This is a genomic window from Pseudomonas baetica, assembly GCF_051216495.1.
Classification (GTDB): Bacteria; Pseudomonadota; Gammaproteobacteria; order Pseudomonadales; family Pseudomonadaceae; genus Aquipseudomonas; species Aquipseudomonas baetica_B.
This window is the reverse complement of record NZ_JBPKAM010000035.1, coordinates 22,387-40,673: the sequence shown is the minus strand read 5'-3', so window position 1 is coordinate 40,673 and position 18,287 is coordinate 22,387. Positions and strand designations below refer to the sequence as shown.

Genomic DNA, 18,287 nt, shown 5'->3' with positions numbered 1-18,287 from the left:
GGACTGCTGTCATGGCTTACGATTCGATTTTCAAAGCCGACCTGTTTGCGGGCCAGACCATCATCGTCACCGGCGGCGGTAGCGGTATCGGTCGCTGCACCGCCCATGAACTGGCAGCCCTCGGCGCCCACGTGCTGCTGGTCGGGCGCAAGGCCGACAAACTGAAAAGCGTCGCCGTCGAAATTGCCGAAGACGGTGGCCAGGCGGACTGGATCGTCTGTGATATCCGTGACGAAGATGCAGTCAAGGATCGTGTCAGCGACTTGATCAAAAAGCACGGCCCGATTCATGGCCTGGTCAACAATGCCGGCGGGCAGTTTCCGTCACCGCTGGCCTCGATCAACCAGAAGGGTTTCGAAACCGTGATGCGCACCAATCTGGTGGGCGGTTTCCTGATGGCCCGGGAAGTGTTCAACCAGTCCATGAGCAAGCACGGCGGCGCCATCGTCAACATGCTGGCCGACATGTGGGGCGGCATGCCCGGCATGGGCCACTCCGGTGCCGCGCGCTCGGGCATGGACAACCTGACCAAGACGGCGGCCTTCGAATGGGGTTATGCCGGGGTGCGGGTCAACGCGGTGGCGCCGGGCTGGATCGCGTCCAGCGGCATGGACACCTACGAAGGCGCCTTCAAGGCTGTGATCCCGACCCTGCGCGAACATGTGCCGCTCAAGCGCATTGGCACCGAATCGGAAGTCAGCGCGGCGATCGTTTTCCTGCTCAGTCCGGCGGCCGCGTTCATCAGCGGCAGCACTTTGCGAATCGATGGTGCGGCCAGCCTCGGCGGGCGGGCGTGGCCGATTCACAAGGCGACCAACAGCGAGTCGTATAACGGCTTCCACCGTGCCTACCTTCCCGACGTGCTCAAGGACAAGGAATAACCCATGCCGGTGATTCAGTCGCAACTCGATCCCCACAGCGAACCGTTCGCCCGCAATCGCGCGGCGATGCTCAGTGCGATCGAACAGGTCCAGGCACTTGAGCAGAACCTGTTGAACAAGGCTGCCGAGGCCAAGGCCAAATTCGAAAAACGCGGGCAGTTGCTGCCCCGCGAGCGCCTCAATCTGCTGCTGGACCCCGGGGCACCCTTCCTCGAACTGGCGAGCCTGGCCGGCTACAAACTCCATGATGACAAGGATGGCAGCTCAGCCGGCGGTGGCCTGATCGCTGGCATCGGTTATGTGTCCGGCGTACGGGTGCTGGTGGTGGCGAACAACAGCGCGATCAAGGGCGGGACCATTTCCCCCAGCGGCCTGAAAAAGTCCCTGCGCTTGCAGCAGATCGCCATGGAAAACAAACTGCCGGTGGTCACCCTCGCCGAAAGCGGCGGCGCCAACCTCAACTACGCGGCGGAGATTTTCGTCGAAGGCGCGCGCAGCTTTGCCAATCAAGCGCGGATGTCGGCCATGGGCCTGCCGCAGATTACCGTGGTGCACGGTTCGGCCACGGCGGGCGGTGCTTATCAGCCGGGCTTGTCGGACTACGTGGTGGTGGTGCGCGGCAAGGCCAAGCTGTTTCTTGCAGGCCCTCCGCTGTTGAAAGCGGCCACCGGTGAAGTCGCCACCGACGAAGAACTGGGCGGCGCCGAAATGCACGCGCAAACAGCCGGTACTGCCGAATACCTGGCCGAAAACGATGCCGATGGCGTGCGCCAGGTGCGCGAGATCGTCAGCCTGCTGTCATGGAACGATCAGTTGCCGTGGCGCCCTGAACCGCAGTGGGAAGAACCCCACTACCCCATCGACGAGCTGCTGGGGCTGATCCCGGATGACCCGAAAAAACCGTATGACGTTCGCGAAATCATCGCTCGGGTCGCCGATGGTTCGAACTTCCTAGACTTCAAGGTCGAGTTCGATCAGCAAACCATCTGCGGTCATCTGAAAATCCAGGGGCGCACCTGCGGCTTCATCGGCAACAACGGCCCGATCACCCCCAAGGGGGCGAGTAAGGCGGCACAGTTCATTCAACTGTGCGACCAGAGCCAGACACCCTTGCTGTTTTTCCACAACACCACCGGTTTCATGGTCGGCACCGAATCGGAACAACAAGGCGTGATCAAGCACGGTGCCAAGATGATCCAGGCGGTGGCCAATGCCCGGGTACCGAAACTCACGATCGTGGTCGGCGGTTCCTATGGCGCCGGCAACTACGCGATGTGTGGCCGCGGCCTCGATCCGCGTTTCATCTTCGCCTGGCCCAACAGCCGTACTGCGGTGATGGGCGGCACCCAGGCCGGCAAGGTGCTGCGCATCGTCACCGAGGCCAAACAGGCCAAGGACGGGCTGGTGCCTGACCCGAAAATGCTCGACATGCTGGAGCAGGTCACCGCGCAGAAACTCGACAGCCAATCCACCGCGCTCTACGGCAGTGCCAACCTGTGGGACGACGGCTTGATCGATCCACGGGATACCCGGACCCTGCTCGGTTACCTGCTGGATATCTGTCACGAGGCCGAGGTGCGGCCACTGCAAGCCAACAGTTTTGGCATAGCCCGTATCTAAGTCGACGTTTCTAAGTCGACGGTTCCAGGCCCACGACTAAAAAGGAGAACAATAAAAATGATCTTCACCCAGGAGCACGAAGCACTGCGCCGCACCGTCCGCCAATTCGTCGATCACGAGATCAACCCCTACGTCGAGGAGTGGGAAAAAGCCGGGCGCTTTCCAATTCACGAGATCTTTCGCAAGGCGGGCGACCTTGGCCTGCTGGGCATTTCCAAACCGGAAAAATTCGGCGGCATGGGTCTGGACTACAGCTACTCGATCGTCGCCGCCGAAGAGTTCGGCACCATCCATTGCGGTGGCATTCCGATGTCCATCGGCGTGCAGACCGACATGTGCACCCCGGCCCTGGCGCGGTTCGGCTCCGATGAACTGCGCGACGAGTTTCTGCGTCCGGCGATCAGTGGCGAACAGGTCGGCTGTATCGGCGTTTCCGAGGTAGGCGCCGGTTCCGACGTGGCTGGGCTGAAAACCACCGCACGCAAGGATGGCGACGACTACGTGATCAACGGCAGCAAGATGTGGATCACCAACTCGCCGAGCGCCGACTTCATCTGCCTGCTGGCCAACACCTCGGACGACAAGCCGCACATCAACAAGTCGCTGATCTTGGTGCCGATGAACGCCCCGGGCATCAGCCTCAGTTCGCACCTGGACAAGCTCGGCATGCGCAGTTCGGAAACCGCCCAGGTGTTTTTCGACAATGTGCGTGTACCGCAACGCAACCGCATCGGCCATGAAGGCGCAGGGTTCATGATGCAGATGCTGCAGTTCCAGGAGGAACGCCTGTTCGGCGCGGCGAACATGATCAAGGGCCTGGAGTACTGCGTCGACAGCACCATCGAGTACTGCAAGGAGCGCAAGACCTTCGGCAGTGCGCTGATCGACAACCAGGTCATTCACTTCCGCCTGGCCGAATTGCAGACCGAAATCGAATGCCTGCGGGCGCTGGTCTATCAAGCCACCGAGCAATACGTCAAAGGCCAGGACGTCACCCGCCTCGCTTCCATGGCCAAACTCAAGGCCGGTCGCCTGGGTCGCGAAGTCAGCGACAGCTGCCTGCAGTATTGGGGCGGCATGGGCTTCATGTGGGATAACCCGGTGGCCCGCGCTTATCGCGACGTGCGGCTGGTGTCGATCGGCGGCGGGGCCGACGAAATCATGCTGGGGATCATCTGCAAACTCATGGGCATCCTGCCGGGGAAAAAGAAATGAGCCGCCTGCCGGATTGCCAGACGCTGTTGCTGGAGCCGCATAACGGCGTAATGCACATCACCCTCAATCGCCCGGACAGCCGCAATGCCATGAGCTTGCAGATGGTCGCCGAACTGCGCGCGGTGCTGGCGACCGTGCGCGAAGACCGTGCTGTTCGCGCCCTGGTGATCGGCGGTGCCGGCGGGCACTTCTGTTCTGGCGGCGATATCAAGGACATGGCCAACGCCCGCGCCCAGGGCGCGACGGCGTACCGCGAACTGAACCGTGCCTTCGGTGCCTTGCTGGAGGAAGCCCAACAGGCACCGCAAGTGGTGATCACCGTGCTGCAAGGCGCAGTACTGGGCGGTGGTTTTGGCCTGGCTTGCGTCAGCGATATCGCCATCGCCGATCATCAGGCGCAATTCGGCCTGCCGGAGACCAGCCTTGGCCTGTTGCCGGCGCAGATCGCGCCGTTCGTGGTCCAGCGCATCGGCCTGACCCAGGCCAGGCGCCTGGCCCTGACGGCAGCACGGTTCGATGGCACTCAGGCGCGGCGAATGGGCCTGGTGCATTTTGTCGAACAGGATCCGCAGGCTTTGGCTGAGCGCCTCGATGAAGTATTGGCCCATGTGCTGTGCTGTGCGCCGGGGGCGAATGCGGCGACCAAGAAGTTGTTGTTGGCGAGTGCGGTGCAGCCTTCAAGTGAGTTGCTGGATCAGGCGGCGCAATGGTTTAGCGAAGCGGTGATCGGGGAGGAAGGCGTCGAGGGGACCATGGCTTTTGTGCAGAAGCGCAAACCGGGGTGGGCGCCTTAAAAGCTTCGCGAGCAGGCTCGCTCCCACAGTTGAAATGCGTTCCCCCTGTGGGAGCGAGCCTGCTCGCGAAGAGGCCATCACTGCCACCGCACAACCAGAGAGAGAGAAGACATGCCCGCCCTCACAAAAATCCTAATCGCCAACCGAGGCGAAATCGCCTGCCGCATCCAGCGCACTGCCCTGGCCCTGGGCTACCGCACCGTCGCCGTGTTCAGCGACGCCGATGCCGACGCGCTGCACGTGCAAATGGCCGACGAAGCCGTACACATCGGTCCGGCACCGGTGCAACAGTCTTACCTGAACATCCCGGCAATCATCGACGCGGCCCGCCGCACGGGTGCTGACGCCATCCATCCAGGTTACGGTTTTCTCTCGGAAAACGCCGGTTTCGCCCGTGCCTGCCAGGAGGCCGGCATCACCTTCATTGGCCCCTGCCCCGAAGCCATCGAACTGATGGGCAGCAAACGCCTGTCGAAAATGGCCATGATCGAGGCCGGAGTGCCGTGCATTCAGGGCTACCAGGGTGCCGCTCAGGATGACGCGACCCTAAGCCGCGAAGCCGAACGCATTGGTTATCCGCTGATGATCAAGGCCAGTGCCGGCGGTGGTGGCCGCGGCATGCGACTGGTGCACGATGCCGCCGAACTGCTGGAACAGATTCGCACGGCACGCTCCGAGGCCCTGCACGGTTTTGGCAGCGACGAGCTGATCCTCGAACAAGCGTTGATCGAGCCACGGCATGTCGAGGTTCAACTGTTTGGTGACCAGCACGGTAACCTGATCTACCTCGGCGAACGTGATTGTTCGATCCAGCGCCGCCATCAGAAAGTCATCGAGGAAGCACCGTGCCCGGTCATGACCACAGCATTGCGTGAGGCCATGGGCGAGGCTGCGCTCAAGGCCGGTCGCGCCGTGAACTATGTGGGCGCGGGCACCGTGGAATTCCTGCTCGATGCACGGGGACAGTTTTACTTCCTGGAGATGAACACCCGCCTGCAGGTGGAGCACCCGGTCACCGAACTGATCACCGGCCTGGACCTGGTGGCCTGGCAACTGAACATCGCCGAAGGACAACCGCTGCCGCTGCGTCAGGAGCAGGTACAACTCAATGGCCATGCCATGGAAGTGCGCCTGTATGCCGAAGACCCAACCCACGGTTTCCTACCACAAACCGGGCACATCGACGCCTGGGAGCCAGCGCTGCAAGCAGGTGTGCGGATCGACCATGGCCTGATGGAAGGCCGGTATGTCAGCCCGTTCTATGATCCGATGCTGGGCAAGATCATTGCCCATGGCGCCACCCGTGAAGAAGCCCGGCGCAAGCTGTTGCGGGCCGTGCAGGACAGCGTATTGCTGGGCGTGCAGAGTAATCAGCGCCTGCTCGCCAGCCTGTTGCAACACTCGCAATTCATCAGCGGGCAATTCAGCACCGGGTTCATTGCGCAGCATTTTGCCGATCATCCGTGCCTGCATCCTCATGTGCCCAGCGCTGAAGAACTGGCGATTGCCGCCGCCCTGCTCTATCAGGCATCGGCACAGGCCCATCGCGGCCCGTTGGCCGGTTGGCGCAACAACGCCAGCGTCCCGCTGCACTATCGCCTTGGCGTAGAGGATCAGGAGTGGTCGGTAAAATTGAACGCCATGCAAGGCGAGGCATATCGGATTCAAGTCGACAGCCGCAGCCTGGCACTGAGGATCATTGACTGCGATGGACATTGGGCAACCCTGGACATCGACGGCATCCGTCAACGCCATGCCTACCGACTGCATGCCGGGCAAATCCAGCTGTTTACCCGTCCGGGAAGCCTGCGACTGGAGAACCGGACCCAGGCCATGGTCAACAGCCAGACCAGTGTCAGCTCCGGCACCCTCAAGGCGCCAATGGACGGCGCCATCGTCGATGTGCTGGTCAGCGAAGGCAGCCCGGTCAGCAAGGGTCAACTGCTGGTGGTGCTGGAGGCCATGAAAATGGAGCATCCGCTCAAGTCTGGCATCGATGGCGTACTCAAGCGCTTGCAGGTGCAGGTTGGCGATCAGGTCAAGAATCGTCAGGTTTTGTTGGAGGTTGAATAAGCCGCTAGGCGGAACCGCCGGGTTTGGCTACGCTCAAAACCTATCAAGGCGCGGATACCAGGAACCCTGCAATGCCTCAATGGCTGGTCATTGATCTGGAAGCCACCACCGATGAGGGTGGGTGGCCAGTAACGGAAATGGAAATCATCGAAATCGGCGCCACCCTGGTGGACCGCAAAGGGCGCGAAGTGGATCACTTCCAGTGCTTTGTGCGGCCCTTGCGACGGCCGCTGCTGACGCCGTTTTGTCGACAACTGACCCACATTACCCAGGCCGATGTCGATACGGCGCGGACACTGGAGGAGATCTGGCCGGCATTCGAGCAATGGCTCGGGCGATACCATTCGCAACTGGAGGGCTGGGTCAGTTGGGGCGATTACGATCGCCAGCAGTTAATCCAGGAATGGCAGCATCTGCAACTCGACAGCCTCCTGAGCCGTGTACCGCACATCAACCTCAAGCAACGCTTTGCCAAGGCCCGCCGACTGGAGCGTCCGCTGGGGCTCAATGGCGCGCTGCAACTGGCCGGCCTGCAATTTACCGGGCAGCAGCACCGGGCACTGGAGGATGCGCGCAATACCGCTCGGCTCTTGCCGCAGATTCTCCCTCCTCTGGAGAGGTGACGACACCGGCCCCCTTGTGCATACTGGCCGGCCCTTTTTAGCCCTTTTCGAGGAATCGCCCATGTTTAAAGTCAACGAGTACTTCGACGGCACCGTCAAGTCGATCGCCTTTGGCACCGCTGAAGGTCCGGCGACCATCGGCGTCATGGCTCCGGGCGAATACGAATTCGGCACCAGCCAGCGTGAAATCATGCACGTGGTGTCCGGTGCCCTGACCGTCAAACTGCCGGACAGCAGCGACTGGGAAACCTTCGCCGCCGGCAGCCAGTTCAATGTGCCAGCCAACAGCAAGTTCCAGCTGAAAGTGGCCGTCGACACCGCTTACCTGTGCGAATACCGCGGTTAAACCCTCGGGTTCTCACGGCGACAAAAAAACGCCCGCGTCCTTGAGACACGGGCGTTTTTCATTTCCGGGCGATCATTCCAGGATCGTCACCGGCATACCGACTTCAAGCCGGCCATTGCCATCATTCACCAGATTCTGGCCAAACATCGCGCCATCGGCCTCGGCACGGTACTGCTGCAAGGTGGCCAAGGGTTCACGATCTTCGCTGCGCACACCGGTTTTCGGATCGATGGTGGTCAGGATGCAGCGTGAGCACGACTTGACCACCCGGAACTCCACATCACCGATGCGAATGCGTTTCCAGCCATCCTCGGCATACGCCGCACTGCCCTCGATCACCAGGTTCGGGCGAAAACGCAGCATTTCCAATGGGCGGCCAACCCGTTGCGACAGATCCTCCAGCGATGCCTGGCCGATCAGCAACAAGGGGAAACCATCGGCGAACGCCACCTGATCGTCGTCCTTGCCATAGCCGGCCTCGGTCATCCGTGCACGATCCAAGGGTACATGCACCAGACGCGTCGGCTTGCCGATGAATTCGCTGACCCAGGCACCCGCCGCGTCGCCAGCATCGGGCACGCGCAAGGTGTCGCGCCAGATGGTCACGCCGCGCAGCTGAGCGTCGTTGCCAGGCAAAGCAATATCGATCGGTGAATGGCCGGGCGCATCGAGGGTCAGACCACCCTCGGCATTCCACAACGCGGACAGTTGGCTCATCTGTGCCACTGCCCGCTGGGTCAGGAAGCGCCCGCAGGCCTCGTCCACCAGCATCCAGCGCCGATCGCCATCCAGCCCCAGCTTGTCCAGGCCAACCTGCTGCAAGGTTTCGCCCTTGCCGGATTTCAACGGATAACGGTAAAGCGCGCTCAGACGCAGCATGGCCAGCTCCCTGTGGGCAAAAACGTCACCCTATACGAGCTTGATCACCGAATCAAAGCGTAGAAAAAACTGTGGGAGCGAGCCTGTGTGGCGAGGGGATTTATCCCCGTTCGGCTGCGAAGCAGTCGCAAACCCGGTGAATGCGGCTTATCTGAGACACCGTAATCACAGGTTCAAGATCGCTTCGCGACCTAACGGGGATAAATCCCCTCGCCACAAAGCCCCCCATAAGATCAGTGCCGTGATCAGGCGGGCACCGCGTCCAGCATCAGACGCTGACGCACCACGTCGACCAGTTTGTCCGGCTGGAACTTGGAAAGGAAGTTGTCGCAGCCGACCTTCTTGACCATCGAGTCGTTGAAGCTGCCGGACAAGGACGTGTGCAGCACCACATACAGGCCACGCAGGCGCGGGTCGTTGCGGATTTCCGTGGTCAGGCGATAACCATCCATCTCCGGCATTTCCGCGTCGGTGAAGACCATCAGCAGTTTATCGGTCATGTGCACGCCGGTATCGGCCCAGGCCTTGAGCATGTTCAGTGCCTTCAAGCCATCACTGGCGATGTGCATTTTCACGCCCAACTGACCCAGGGTGTCGCGCAATTGCGCCAATGCCACATTGGAGTCATCCACCAACAGCACTTCACGGCCACGGGCACGCTCCAGCACCGGGTCGGCCAGTTTTTCGCGGGACACCTTGGCGTTGTAGGGGACGATTTCCGCCAGGACTTTTTCCACGTCGATGATTTCAACCAACTGATCGTCGACCTTACTGATGGCCGTGAGGTAATGCTGGCGACCGGCGCTGCCCGGCGGTGGCAGAATGGCTTCCCAGTTCATATTGACGATACGGTCCACGCCCCCCACCAGGAACGCCTGCACGGAGCGGTTGTACTCGGTGACGATAATCGTGCTGTTCGGCCCCGGCACCAGGGGACGCATGCCAATGGCCTGGGACAGGTCGATCACCGGCAGGGTCTGGCCACGCAGATTGACTACGCCGCAAACGAACGGATGACGTTGAGGCATCAGTGTCAGCTTTGGCAGTTGCAGGACTTCCTGCACCTTAAACACGTTGATCGCGAACAATTGCCGGCCGGCAAGCCGGAACATGAGAATTTCCAGGCGATTCTCACCCACCAGTTGCGTACGTTGGTCTACCGTATCGAGAATGCCAGCCATCAATGACTCCTGGGCTTGTACTGATGAATTCACTACTTAGTGAAGGGTTATCGGCTGTCATTGCCAGATCTTGACCCCTCGTGAAATGCTGCGCTCAAAGATTGATGTCACATTAACATCATGCTTTACTGGCGCTGTGATTTTCATCTGCTACATTTCTTCGGCGCGACCACTGTTTGCGCCATAGGTTCCGCTGCGTAAGGGATTCCCTGAGCAACAATCAGGCACAACCTGATATTCGCGATATCCAATAGCCATTAATGTGACGCCATTCTCATTGCATGAATGGAGTCAGGCTTTTGTGTGCGATCGCAGGTCAGTGGCCAACCACCCTCTCAAGTAGTTCCCAAGCCTGGATTCAGGCCGACCGGAACGCGATCTCACGACGAAACGGTTACGTCGGGACGACTATCGTCCTCGTCGACACACACGACATCCCCTCATTAGTCATGACGTTGTGGAGATAAACATGCCGGACAATCGTAAAGAATGGGCAAAGCGGGTCCCGGAGTTTCTTGTCGAAGCCGAATCACTCCTGGCCAAAACCGAAGAATGCCTGAGTCATCTGCAACTGATCAGCAATGACAAGGACGCCATCGACTGCATGCTCAGCACCCTGCTCAAACTGGCGAGCAAGGCGGACGCCCTTGCACTGGCAGCCGTTTCGGAATTTTCGCTGCACATTCATGGCTTGCTGAACCACGCGCACAATCACATGGAACTGCACGACGAGGCCCTGAGTGCCCTGAAAGATTGCCTGACATTGATCGCCTGGCAACTTGAGCTGATTGACCAGAAAACCGGTCAACTGAGCCTCGATGAAACCGAGCAGACGACCTTGATCGAAGCGTTTGCCTTCCAGGTCGGACAAAGTCAGTTCCGACTCCCGGTTAATTCCAAAGCGTTCACCCTCGTTCCCTATCTGGAACGTCAGGCTTAAATCCACGAAACCGTGTCGGACTTCACATTTTATAACCAAGATTGTGCTGTAACTTGAACACACTCATGTCGCAATTGATTAATACATACCCATTAACGACAAACTCGAATAAATATCCATTCCTCCGGGCAATTGAATGCCTGTCATGAATAGGGTTTTGCCTGGTATGAAAAGGCAAAGACCCATCGTTAATCGATTTCTTCGCGGAGCCGGCAAGTACACTTTCCCCATGTGGGACTGACGCCCGGAACGCCCTGCTTCCTGACTCCGTGGACATATATCGGATACGCGACCAACGGTATCTTAAGTGGTACTATGCCGCCCATTAGTTGACGTCAATTAATGGCAATATGATTGCCATGACTGCAGTCCGATCAAGTTTCAAGCTGAATTTCTTGTACAGAAACCATGCGTCATTGATTTCAATGTACAACATTACACAACAGAGGCCTGTCAGCGAGCATGACCGGTCTTCCCGCAGCGAACATTCATTGGCTCCATCCGCTATGTACGCCAGCTTCAAGTCAATCGCCACGTGGCCACCTTCCCGAGAAAACGCGCGCCGGTTCACGCTGGCGATGTGCGCCTGCTCAACGCTCGGCAGCCTGCTGGTATATACCCTTTCCATCCGCCTGCCACTGGGGTTGCTGGCGCTCAATATGGTGGCTTTGGTTTGTGTATGGGTGCAATATCGCCTGTCGCGCAAGTCGATCAAGTTTCAACCGCAGGAGCTGGCCGATCGTTTGCTCGAAGTCCAGGAAAACGAACGCCACCGGCTCAGTCGGGAACTGCATGACGACATCGGCCAGTTACTGACGGCTGCCAAGCTCCAAAGCGACTGGCTCAAACGCCGCATGCCTGAAGAACTTCAGGGGCAATGCTCCGTCCTTTGCGACACGCTGGAAGAAACCCTCGCCAAAGTCCGCGACGTGTCGGCCATCCTCAATCCCCGGCAATTGACCAGCCTTGGATTGGAGGCGAGTCTGCGTGCACATTTGCTCAAGACGCTAGCCAATACCCCCGTGCACTGGAGCCTGGAATGCCGTCAACGCCTGACCGGGATACCGGAAGAAATGGCCGTGGCCGCCTTTCGCATTACCCAGGAAGCCGTCACCAACATGCTGCGGCATGCCCACGCAGAGAATCTTCTGGTCTGCCTGCAACGTTTGCCACAGGGCCTGTCACTGTCGATCCGTGACGACGGGCGGGGATTCGCCCCCGCCACAGACCCGGGCCGTGAGGGACAGCGAGGAATGGCCGGTATGTCGGAGCGGATTAATCAACTGGGCGGTACGCTGACCGTAACCAGCGAACCGGGCAAAGGCACTCAAATCGAAGCACTCTTCCCCTGGGCGCCCCGCGCGCTCGAACGGGCCAGTACCAATAAGGTTATGCATTGACTTGTAACTTACTTCTGGTGGATGACCACTCGCTGATCAGGGCAGGCGTGCGCGCCCTGGTGCTGGACCTTCCTGGATACGCGGTTATTGGTGAGGCCAATGACGGCTCGCAATTGCTGGAAATGGTCGAGCATTTGTCCCCGGATATCGTTCTGCTGGATATTTCCATGAAGCAGACCGGTGGTCTTGAAGCCTTGCAGCAACTCAAGCGGATCCGTCCACAAAGCAAGGTGCTGATCCTGTCGATGCACACCGACCCGGCACTGATCATGCAGGCGCTGGAGTCCGGAGCTCATGGCTATTTACTCAAGGACACCACGGCCACCGAACTGGAACATGCGCTGGAAGCTTTGCGTAACAACGAACGCTACCTGAGCCCGGCCATTGCCCACACCGTCATTACACAGGCACTGACCCGCAACCAGAAACACCCTGAGCCCGGGGACTCGCACAATCTGACGGCGCGTCAGCTGGAAATCCTGCGATTGATTGTTCGCGGGAAATCCACCCGGGAAATCGCCAACGGCCTGGGCCTGAGCGTCAAGACCGTTGAAACCCATCGCTCGCAAATCATGAAGCGCTTGCAGATCTTTGATGTGGCTGGCTTGGTGCTGTTCGCCGTACGCGAGCAGATCATCAGTCTGGATGACTGATAGAGTCTGCCGTCTCCAACAGCGGCGAGGCCTCGGGCAAGTGCACCAGAAGCGCTGCCGGCTTCGCCGTGAAGCGCAAACTGTTACCCTCCAGCGGTTCGCCGTCGAGGTTAATGCAGAGGCCTTCACTCGACTTGATCTCGACCCACGGCAGGCGAGCCCGCACGAACAGGCTATCGATCCCGAAGCCATCGGCCAGGAGATTTTTCAAAGTGCCGACCACTTCCTGCGGGGCCGGCAAAATGCTGATATCGAGCAACCCGTCGTCAACCCGTGCCTGCGGGCATAACACATGACCCCCGCCAGCTTGCCGGCCATTGCCGATGCCCAGCGCCAACAAGTCGCCACACCAATGAAAGTCCGGGCCGTGCAGCTCGCCGTAAGCGGCGTGCAACTCACTGAAGCGTGACAGGCCTGTGAACAGATAAGCAGCGCCGCCAAGCACCTTTTTCAGCTCCTCGGAGGTATTGGCCGTCACTTGGCTGCCAAAACCGCCCGTGGCCATGTTCAAGAACACTTGCCCGCCGACTTCCCCCAGATCAACGGCGCTCGGCGTCACGTCCAACAGATCCAGAGCCTTGTCCGGTTCCAGGGGCACCCCGGCAGCGCGCGCGAAATCGTTGGCGGTTCCCAGCGGCATTAGTACCAGGCTGGCCTGCATCGAATGTGCAGCCATGGCCTCGGCAACATCACGCAGGGTGCCGTCACCACCACCGGCGATGATCTGCTTGAAGCCTGCGGCCAATGCTTCGCCCACCAGACGCTGAGCATCGCCGGCTTCCCAGGTCAATCGAACCGCCAACTCCCAACCTTGTTCGCGCCGCCTTTCGACCGCCACACGAACCTCCTCGTTGAGTGCCTGCTTGCCATGCAGAATCAATAGCGCCTTGCGATCGCTCATAGGTGTCACTCCCGGGATTGAATGGCGTATGGGAGATGTTGACCGCGCAGGACTCGATAAAAATTCGCGGGAGATCGGATTATTTTGAGTCGAGCATTCGTTAGTCCTATGCGACGGGATTTTTCTTACAAAACGTGAGGAATCGGCTCAATTGACCAAAAAGTGTGATTGGTACACTTTGGTGCCTGTGGTTCTCAGCCATCAGCAGGACAAACACAAGGACGTGCCATGCACAGTGATGACCTCAAGCTACCGGTATTTCCCGTCGCATCGCTCGCAGGGCAACGGGCCAATCATCAGGCTGAATACGAAAACAGCGTTAAACCCAATGGAGAAGTCGATATGGAACCTCGTGTCGTTGAGCTGGAGACCCACCTCAAATACATCCGCAAAGACATGGAAGAAGTTCGCAGTGACGTCAAATCCATCAAGCACAGGCTTGCTTACGCCGCTGGCGGCGCAGTGGTGGTACTCGGGCTACTTGGCTGGATCGCCAACAGCCGTTTCGACCAGCTCGTGACCCTCCTCCTGGCTCACTGATCCACCATGAACACAAAACCCGGCTCTATTAACCGGGTTTTGTGGGGCAACTCTACCGAACGGGTTAACCGATGACTTCACTCAACGGAATGAAGTACACACCCTCTCCAGCTGCCAGCGTCCGATCTTCCAGCACCTCTACTAACCCATCGGCCCAGGCAGCACTGCGCAACACCCCGGAACTCTGATTCCTGTAGATGATGGCCCGTCCGTTTTCCAGGCGACCGCGCAAGTACTCACGTCGATTGCCGGCCACAGGCCAATCAAACCCTGCAGGCACTTGCACCTTCAGCGGCTCCACTTGTTTGACGCCCTGGCGACGCAAAAGATAAGGCCTGGCCAACAAGGCAAAGGTCACCAGCGTCGATGCAGGATTGCCGGGCAGGCCGATGACCGGTACGCCGCGAAAATGGCCGAATGTCAGCGGTTTGCCAGGTTTGATGGCGAGTTTCCACAAACTCAACTCCCCCTCCTCCCTTAAGGCAACGCCCAGGAAATCAGCCTCACCCACCGACACGCCACCGGTTGAAAGAATCAGATCGACATTGTTCAGTTCGCCAAGCCGCGTACGCGTAGCAGCCAGATCATCTGGAAGAATTCCAGCGTCAATGACATCACAGCCTAAACGCTGCAACCAGCTACAGAGCAATACACGATTGCTGTTATAGATCTGTCCTGGCCCTAGCGCCTGTCCAGGTTCAATCAGTTCATCCCCGGTCGACAGAACCGCAACGCGTACCTTGCGAACCACGTCCAGTTCGGCGCAGCCGAGCGAAGCGGCCAGACCCAGTTCAATTGGCCCCAATCGCGTACCCGCCGACAGAATCAGTTCACCAACCGTGGTTTCCTGGCCTTGTGGACGAATGTTTTGTCCGATGGTCAATGTTTCGGTGAAACGTACTCGCTCATCGGCCTGAACTTCGGCGTTTTCCTGCATTTCGACACAGTCGGCGCCGGCTGGAACAGGCGCCCCAGTGAAGATTCGAGCACAGGTTCCGGGCTGCAAGGGGGTCGGTGCCTGCCCGGCAAATATCTTCTGGCTCACGGCCAGCGGCTCTCCGCTCCAGTCGGCCATGCGCAGGGCATAACCGTCCATGGCGCTGTTGGGCCACGGCGGAAGATCCAGCGTCGATACCAGATCATCGGCTAGCACACGCCCCTCAACCTGTGCCAACGGCAAACGCTCTCGGTCGACAATCCTTGAGGCGTCAGCCATTTCCAGTAAGCGCGCCAATGCGACTTCGACCGGCATCAGGCTGCCGGTCTTGCCTGGCTTACCCGCGGGATTCACAGGGAGCCGCCTGTTTCAGATGAGTGACGAAATTGCAGGGGCGATGCCGCGAATCCAGTTGCTCGCCCAGAATACCGTCCCAACCGGTGCGTACAGCATTGGTCGAACCCGGCAAACAGCAAACCAGCGTACCATTGGCAAGCCCAGCCAGAGCCCGGGATTGAACAGTCGACGTACCGATGTCCGCCACCGAGATCTGCCGGAACAGTTCACCAAACCCATCGACTTGTTTATCCAGCAGGCAGCTTACCGCTTCCGGCGTACTATCGCGTCCGGTGAAACCGGTGCCGCCAGTGATCAGCACCACCTGTACGACATCATCGGCAATCCAGTTGGCGACTTGCGCGCGAATTTTGTAGAGATCATCTTTGAGCAACACCCGGCAGGCCAGGTTGTGACCGGCAGCCGTCAAGCGATCGACAAAGACCTGTCCTGAGGTATCGGTTTCAAGGGTACGGGTGTCGCTGACCGTCAGCACTGCAATGTTTAGCGGCGCGAACGGTACATCAGCCTTGGCTTTCATAGGCTCATCCAGTTGTAGGAGAAACAGCCCGGTGTTATATCACAGCGCCCCATTTTTCCGCCGCCCCCATGGAGAGTCGCCATGACTTCAATTTCAGATTTACCGCCGTGCTCCATTCTGCTCCTGGCGGGTGGTCGCGGCCAGCGCATGGGTGGGCAGGATAAAGGGCTGGTGCAATGGCACGGTGAACCGTTGATTGCACATCTGCATCGAAAAACGCGCCCGATGAGCGATGATCTGATCATCTCTTGCAACCGCAATATGGAAAAGTACGCGCCTTATGCCGATCAACTGGTTCATGATGACGAAGGCGATTTCCCAGGACCACTGGCCGGTATTCTCGCGGGCCTGAAAGCAGCTCGCCACACGCATCTGCTGGTCCTGCCATGCGATGTGCCGCGCATCGATGAGGCCCTGCTCACCAGCATGCGCGAAACTGCCTGCCAACATCCCGAAAAACCGTTGATGCTGCGTCATGATGGTCACTGGGAACCGCTGCTGTGCGTGATTCCCGTGGCACTTCGCAGCGAATTCGACAGTGCCTGGAACGAAGGTGAACGTAGCCCGGGACGACTCATGCGAAAGCTGGGCGCAACTGCGCTACAGTGTCCAGACAGCGACCCGCGCTTGGCCAATCTCAATACACCGGAACTGTTAAGCGCGCACAACACTGTGTCAGACTGACTGCACCCGAGGAACTTGCACGTATTGCATACGTCTGACGCTCAGTAACCAAAAGTATTCAATTTCGGAGACACACCCATGACTCAACGGACGCTGGCCACTTTCATGCTTGCACTAGGCCTCGCTACCCTCGCCGGTTGCGCATCGCCAACAGTGATCACCTTGAATGACGGTCGCGAAATCCAGGCCGTCGACACGCCACACTATGACAAGGATTCGGGTTTCTACGAATTCGAACAACTGGATGGCAAGCAAACCCGCATCAACAAGGATCAGGTTCGCACCGTTAAAGAGTTGTAATCTGCGCGGCGACTACCGGATACAAAAATGCCCCGACCTATCGGGGCATTTTCTTTTCTGACACAGTCACCTAGGGGTTCGGTTCTTTCGCAAGCGTGTTCACGCGCGTCAATGCCTGCGTGGCTTCGGTAATGCATTTCTTGTCATCATTCGCCGAGTTCGCCGCTTCCGCACTGGCCTGCATGCGTTTGACTTCCATGGCGGTATTTTCAGGCGTGGCCGGCAGGGTGGTCACCTTATCTCTGAGTTCCTGAAGCTTGATCGTGCAAAGGTCATGTTCCCCTGCAGCGAATACCGGAGAGGCCAACATTGCAGCGCAAATGAACATTCCAGCGAAAACGGTACGTTTCATGGGTATCTCCTTGCATGGAAAGTCTGGGATCCGCCGGCTGATCTCCCTGCGACTCCGAGGTCTTTGAACGCCACGTTCGTGGAGCCTGTTCAAATGACTGCAAACCACCCCATAAATTCGATTTTTCCAAACATCGCACTGAATCGGACGCTAATCCGCTACATCACCATTTCAGGGTGATCGTGCTCTCGAACTCTCTTTCCTGGCCCGTGACCGGGTCCACAAACTTCAGCCCTTGTGCCAGGAGTTTCAACGGATTGGCGTAGTCGTCCTCCACATCCTTGAGTACCTGTGGATAAAACGGATCGTTGCAAATGCTTGCGCCCAACGCAGTCATATGGACCCGCAGCTGATGCTTCTTGCCCGTCACCGGGTAAAGACCATAACGCCAGAGATCACCATTTTTTTCTTTGACCTCGACAGCCGTTTCAGTATTTGGGATACCCGGTCCTTCCTGCATGCGGAAGAACGGCTCGCCATCGATCATTCGGCTTTTATGAACCCGTGGAAACGAAAGCTCAGGCAATGCCCGGGCAATGGCCTCGTAGCGTTTCTCGATCTGCCGCGAAGGAAACAGCGACTGATACGCCGAGCGACTCCGGGGATTGGCGGAAAACAACACCAGTCCCGCCGTATGCCGGTCGATGCGATGCAATGGCACCAGGTGCGGGTTGTCCAGGCGACGGATCAACCGCCTGAGCAGGGTCTGTTCAACGTATTCACCTGCCGGTGTTACCGGCAGAAAATGCGGCTTGTCCGCCACTACCAGATGTTCGTCCGCGTACAGAATCGACTCGACCACCGGGATCGGCTTTTCGTCCGGTACTTCACGGAAATAGTGAATGCGCAGACCTTCCCTGTAAGGCAAATCGAGGGCGATGGGCGTGCCTTGCCCGTCGAGAACACGTCCACGGGCGATTCGGTCCAGCCACTGTTCACGACTGATGGCGCTGAAATGCTCGCATAAGCAATCGAAAACGGTCTGCCACGAGCCAGGCGGCAAGTAGAGCGTGCTGGCCTGACTGTGTGCAGCAGAAAAAGATGAACTGGACATGCGAAAACTCTAACCCTCGATACAGGGCGACATTATC

Annotated in this window: 20 protein-coding genes; 13 read left to right on the top strand and 7 right to left on the bottom strand. The window is 58.8% G+C overall.

Annotated features, from left to right (window positions below; all coding sequences use genetic code 11):
• The first annotated feature begins 11 nt into the window (after window positions 1-11).
• From ACSFE6_RS14615 to ACSFE6_RS14585, 7 genes are all read left to right on the top strand, one after another.
• Window positions 12-881 (top strand): SDR family oxidoreductase, encoded by an 870-nt coding sequence (locus tag ACSFE6_RS14615; protein ID WP_435428269.1) that lies wholly within the window; start codon window positions 12-14, stop codon window positions 879-881.
• A gap of 3 nt (window positions 882-884) precedes the next feature.
• Window positions 885-2,501, top strand: a complete 1,617-nt coding sequence (atuC, locus tag ACSFE6_RS14610; RefSeq protein WP_435428268.1) for a geranyl-CoA carboxylase subunit beta — start codon at window positions 885-887, stop codon at window positions 2,499-2,501.
• Window positions 2,502-2,558: 57 nt separating this feature from the next.
• A complete protein-coding gene (gene atuD, locus ACSFE6_RS14605; RefSeq protein WP_435428267.1) occupies window positions 2,559-3,716 on the top strand; it encodes a citronellyl-CoA dehydrogenase in 1,158 nt (385 codons plus the stop codon).
• Window positions 3,713-4,510 carry an enoyl-CoA hydratase/isomerase family protein gene (locus ACSFE6_RS14600; RefSeq protein WP_435428266.1) on the top strand — a complete coding sequence of 266 codons (798 nt, stop codon included), beginning with the start codon at window positions 3,713-3,715 and terminating at the stop codon, window positions 4,508-4,510. Before atuD ends, ACSFE6_RS14600 begins: the two co-directional genes overlap by 4 nt.
• Before the next feature lie 111 nt (window positions 4,511-4,621).
• Entirely contained in the window at window positions 4,622-6,583 is a 1,962-nt protein-coding gene (locus ACSFE6_RS14595) for an acetyl/propionyl/methylcrotonyl-CoA carboxylase subunit alpha (protein ID WP_435428265.1), read from the top strand.
• Between the two features lie 71 nt (window positions 6,584-6,654).
• A complete protein-coding gene (locus ACSFE6_RS14590; protein ID WP_435428264.1) occupies window positions 6,655-7,206 on the top strand; it encodes an exonuclease domain-containing protein in 552 nt (183 codons plus the stop codon).
• A 61-nt stretch (window positions 7,207-7,267) separates the two neighbouring features.
• Window positions 7,268-7,552, top strand: a complete 285-nt coding sequence (locus ACSFE6_RS14585) for a pyrimidine/purine nucleoside phosphorylase (RefSeq protein ID WP_007940055.1) — start codon at window positions 7,268-7,270, stop codon at window positions 7,550-7,552.
• Window positions 7,553-7,624: 72 nt separating this feature from the next.
• Here the strand turns inward: ACSFE6_RS14585 and ACSFE6_RS14580 are convergent, their stop codons facing one another.
• Both ACSFE6_RS14580 and ACSFE6_RS14575 read right to left on the bottom strand, forming a co-directional pair.
• Window positions 7,625-8,431: an MOSC domain-containing protein gene (locus ACSFE6_RS14580; protein ID WP_435428263.1), complete on the bottom strand. Its 807-nt coding sequence runs from the start codon at window positions 8,429-8,431 to the stop codon at window positions 7,625-7,627.
• A gap of 245 nt (window positions 8,432-8,676) precedes the next feature.
• Window positions 8,677-9,612, bottom strand: coding sequence for a chemotaxis protein CheV (locus tag ACSFE6_RS14575; RefSeq protein ID WP_433736349.1), 936 nt, complete (start codon window positions 9,610-9,612; stop codon window positions 8,677-8,679).
• Between the two features lie 469 nt (window positions 9,613-10,081).
• Here ACSFE6_RS14575 and ACSFE6_RS14570 point away from each other — a divergent pair, with 469 nt between their 5' ends.
• The 3 genes from ACSFE6_RS14570 (at window position 10,082) to ACSFE6_RS14560 (ending at window position 12,605) form a co-directional block, all read left to right on the top strand.
• Window positions 10,082-10,552: a hypothetical protein gene (locus ACSFE6_RS14570; protein WP_435428262.1), complete on the top strand. Its 471-nt coding sequence runs from the start codon at window positions 10,082-10,084 to the stop codon at window positions 10,550-10,552.
• Window positions 10,553-11,058: 506 nt separating this feature from the next.
• Window positions 11,059-11,952: a sensor histidine kinase gene (locus tag ACSFE6_RS14565; RefSeq protein ID WP_435428278.1), complete on the top strand. Its 894-nt coding sequence runs from the start codon at window positions 11,059-11,061 to the stop codon at window positions 11,950-11,952.
• Window positions 11,949-12,605: a response regulator transcription factor gene (locus tag ACSFE6_RS14560; protein ID WP_435428261.1), complete on the top strand. Its 657-nt coding sequence runs from the start codon at window positions 11,949-11,951 to the stop codon at window positions 12,603-12,605. The genes ACSFE6_RS14565 and ACSFE6_RS14560 overlap by 4 nt, the downstream gene beginning before the upstream one ends.
• Here ACSFE6_RS14560 and yegS read toward each other — a convergent pair.
• Complete coding sequence (gene yegS / locus ACSFE6_RS14555) at window positions 12,589-13,506, bottom strand: lipid kinase YegS (protein WP_435428260.1); 918 nt, start codon at window positions 13,504-13,506, stop codon at window positions 12,589-12,591. The genes ACSFE6_RS14560 and yegS overlap by 17 nt on opposite strands.
• A gap of 228 nt (window positions 13,507-13,734) precedes the next feature.
• Between yegS and ACSFE6_RS14550 the strand changes: the two genes are divergently transcribed.
• Complete coding sequence (locus ACSFE6_RS14550; RefSeq protein ID WP_435428259.1) at window positions 13,735-14,046, top strand: hypothetical protein; 312 nt, start codon at window positions 13,735-13,737, stop codon at window positions 14,044-14,046.
• A gap of 64 nt (window positions 14,047-14,110) precedes the next feature.
• Here the strand turns inward: ACSFE6_RS14550 and ACSFE6_RS14545 are convergent, their stop codons facing one another.
• The gene (locus ACSFE6_RS14545; RefSeq protein WP_435428277.1) at window positions 14,111-15,298 is read right to left on the bottom strand and encodes a molybdopterin molybdotransferase MoeA; all 1,188 of its coding nucleotides are present in this window, start codon (window positions 15,296-15,298) and stop codon (window positions 14,111-14,113) included.
• Window positions 15,299-15,320: 22 nt separating this feature from the next.
• On the bottom strand, window positions 15,321-15,860 hold the full coding sequence (gene moaB / locus ACSFE6_RS14540) for a molybdenum cofactor biosynthesis protein B (protein ID WP_020796825.1): 540 nt from the start codon (window positions 15,858-15,860) through the stop codon (window positions 15,321-15,323).
• A gap of 81 nt (window positions 15,861-15,941) precedes the next feature.
• Between moaB and mobA the strand changes: the two genes are divergently transcribed.
• Window positions 15,942-16,544: a molybdenum cofactor guanylyltransferase MobA gene (gene mobA, locus ACSFE6_RS14535; protein ID WP_435428258.1), complete on the top strand. Its 603-nt coding sequence runs from the start codon at window positions 15,942-15,944 to the stop codon at window positions 16,542-16,544.
• A 78-nt stretch (window positions 16,545-16,622) separates the two neighbouring features.
• Entirely contained in the window at window positions 16,623-16,844 is a 222-nt protein-coding gene (locus ACSFE6_RS14530) for a YgdI/YgdR family lipoprotein (protein ID WP_435428257.1), read from the top strand.
• A gap of 70 nt (window positions 16,845-16,914) precedes the next feature.
• Here ACSFE6_RS14530 and ACSFE6_RS14525 read toward each other — a convergent pair whose 3' ends face one another.
• Window positions 16,915-17,196, bottom strand: coding sequence for a hypothetical protein (locus ACSFE6_RS14525; RefSeq protein WP_435428256.1), 282 nt, complete (start codon window positions 17,194-17,196; stop codon window positions 16,915-16,917).
• A gap of 163 nt (window positions 17,197-17,359) precedes the next feature.
• Complete coding sequence (locus ACSFE6_RS14520; protein ID WP_435428255.1) at window positions 17,360-18,250, bottom strand: pseudouridine synthase; 891 nt, start codon at window positions 18,248-18,250, stop codon at window positions 17,360-17,362.
• Window positions 18,251-18,287: the final 37 nt, after the last annotated feature.

Coding starts and splice junctions, on each gene's coding strand:
- ACSFE6_RS14585 (WP_007940055.1), top strand. CDS start 7,268: ATGTTTAAAGTCAACGAGTACTTCGACGGCACCGTCAAGTCGATCGCC.
- atuC (WP_435428268.1), top strand. CDS start 885: ATGCCGGTGATTCAGTCGCAACTCGATCCCCACAGCGAACCGTTCGCC.
- ACSFE6_RS14565 (WP_435428278.1), top strand. CDS start 11,059: ATGTACGCCAGCTTCAAGTCAATCGCCACGTGGCCACCTTCCCGAGAA.
- ACSFE6_RS14550 (WP_435428259.1), top strand. CDS start 13,735: ATGCACAGTGATGACCTCAAGCTACCGGTATTTCCCGTCGCATCGCTC.
- ACSFE6_RS14575 (WP_433736349.1), bottom strand. CDS start 9,612: ATGGCTGGCATTCTCGATACGGTAGACCAACGTACGCAACTGGTGGGT.
- ACSFE6_RS14570 (WP_435428262.1), top strand. CDS start 10,082: ATGCCGGACAATCGTAAAGAATGGGCAAAGCGGGTCCCGGAGTTTCTT.
- ACSFE6_RS14525 (WP_435428256.1), bottom strand. CDS start 17,196: ATGAAACGTACCGTTTTCGCTGGAATGTTCATTTGCGCTGCAATGTTG.
- mobA (WP_435428258.1), top strand. CDS start 15,942: ATGACTTCAATTTCAGATTTACCGCCGTGCTCCATTCTGCTCCTGGCG.
- ACSFE6_RS14520 (WP_435428255.1), bottom strand. CDS start 18,250: ATGTCCAGTTCATCTTTTTCTGCTGCACACAGTCAGGCCAGCACGCTC.
- atuD (WP_435428267.1), top strand. CDS start 2,559: ATGATCTTCACCCAGGAGCACGAAGCACTGCGCCGCACCGTCCGCCAA.
- ACSFE6_RS14545 (WP_435428277.1), bottom strand. CDS start 15,298: ATGCCGGTCGAAGTCGCATTGGCGCGCTTACTGGAAATGGCTGACGCC.
- ACSFE6_RS14530 (WP_435428257.1), top strand. CDS start 16,623: ATGACTCAACGGACGCTGGCCACTTTCATGCTTGCACTAGGCCTCGCT.
- yegS (WP_435428260.1), bottom strand. CDS start 13,506: ATGAGCGATCGCAAGGCGCTATTGATTCTGCATGGCAAGCAGGCACTC.
- ACSFE6_RS14615 (WP_435428269.1), top strand. CDS start 12: ATGGCTTACGATTCGATTTTCAAAGCCGACCTGTTTGCGGGCCAGACC.
- ACSFE6_RS14595 (WP_435428265.1), top strand. CDS start 4,622: ATGCCCGCCCTCACAAAAATCCTAATCGCCAACCGAGGCGAAATCGCC.
- moaB (WP_020796825.1), bottom strand. CDS start 15,860: ATGAAAGCCAAGGCTGATGTACCGTTCGCGCCGCTAAACATTGCAGTG.
- ACSFE6_RS14580 (WP_435428263.1), bottom strand. CDS start 8,431: ATGCTGCGTCTGAGCGCGCTTTACCGTTATCCGTTGAAATCCGGCAAG.
- ACSFE6_RS14600 (WP_435428266.1), top strand. CDS start 3,713: ATGAGCCGCCTGCCGGATTGCCAGACGCTGTTGCTGGAGCCGCATAAC.
- ACSFE6_RS14590 (WP_435428264.1), top strand. CDS start 6,655: ATGCCTCAATGGCTGGTCATTGATCTGGAAGCCACCACCGATGAGGGT.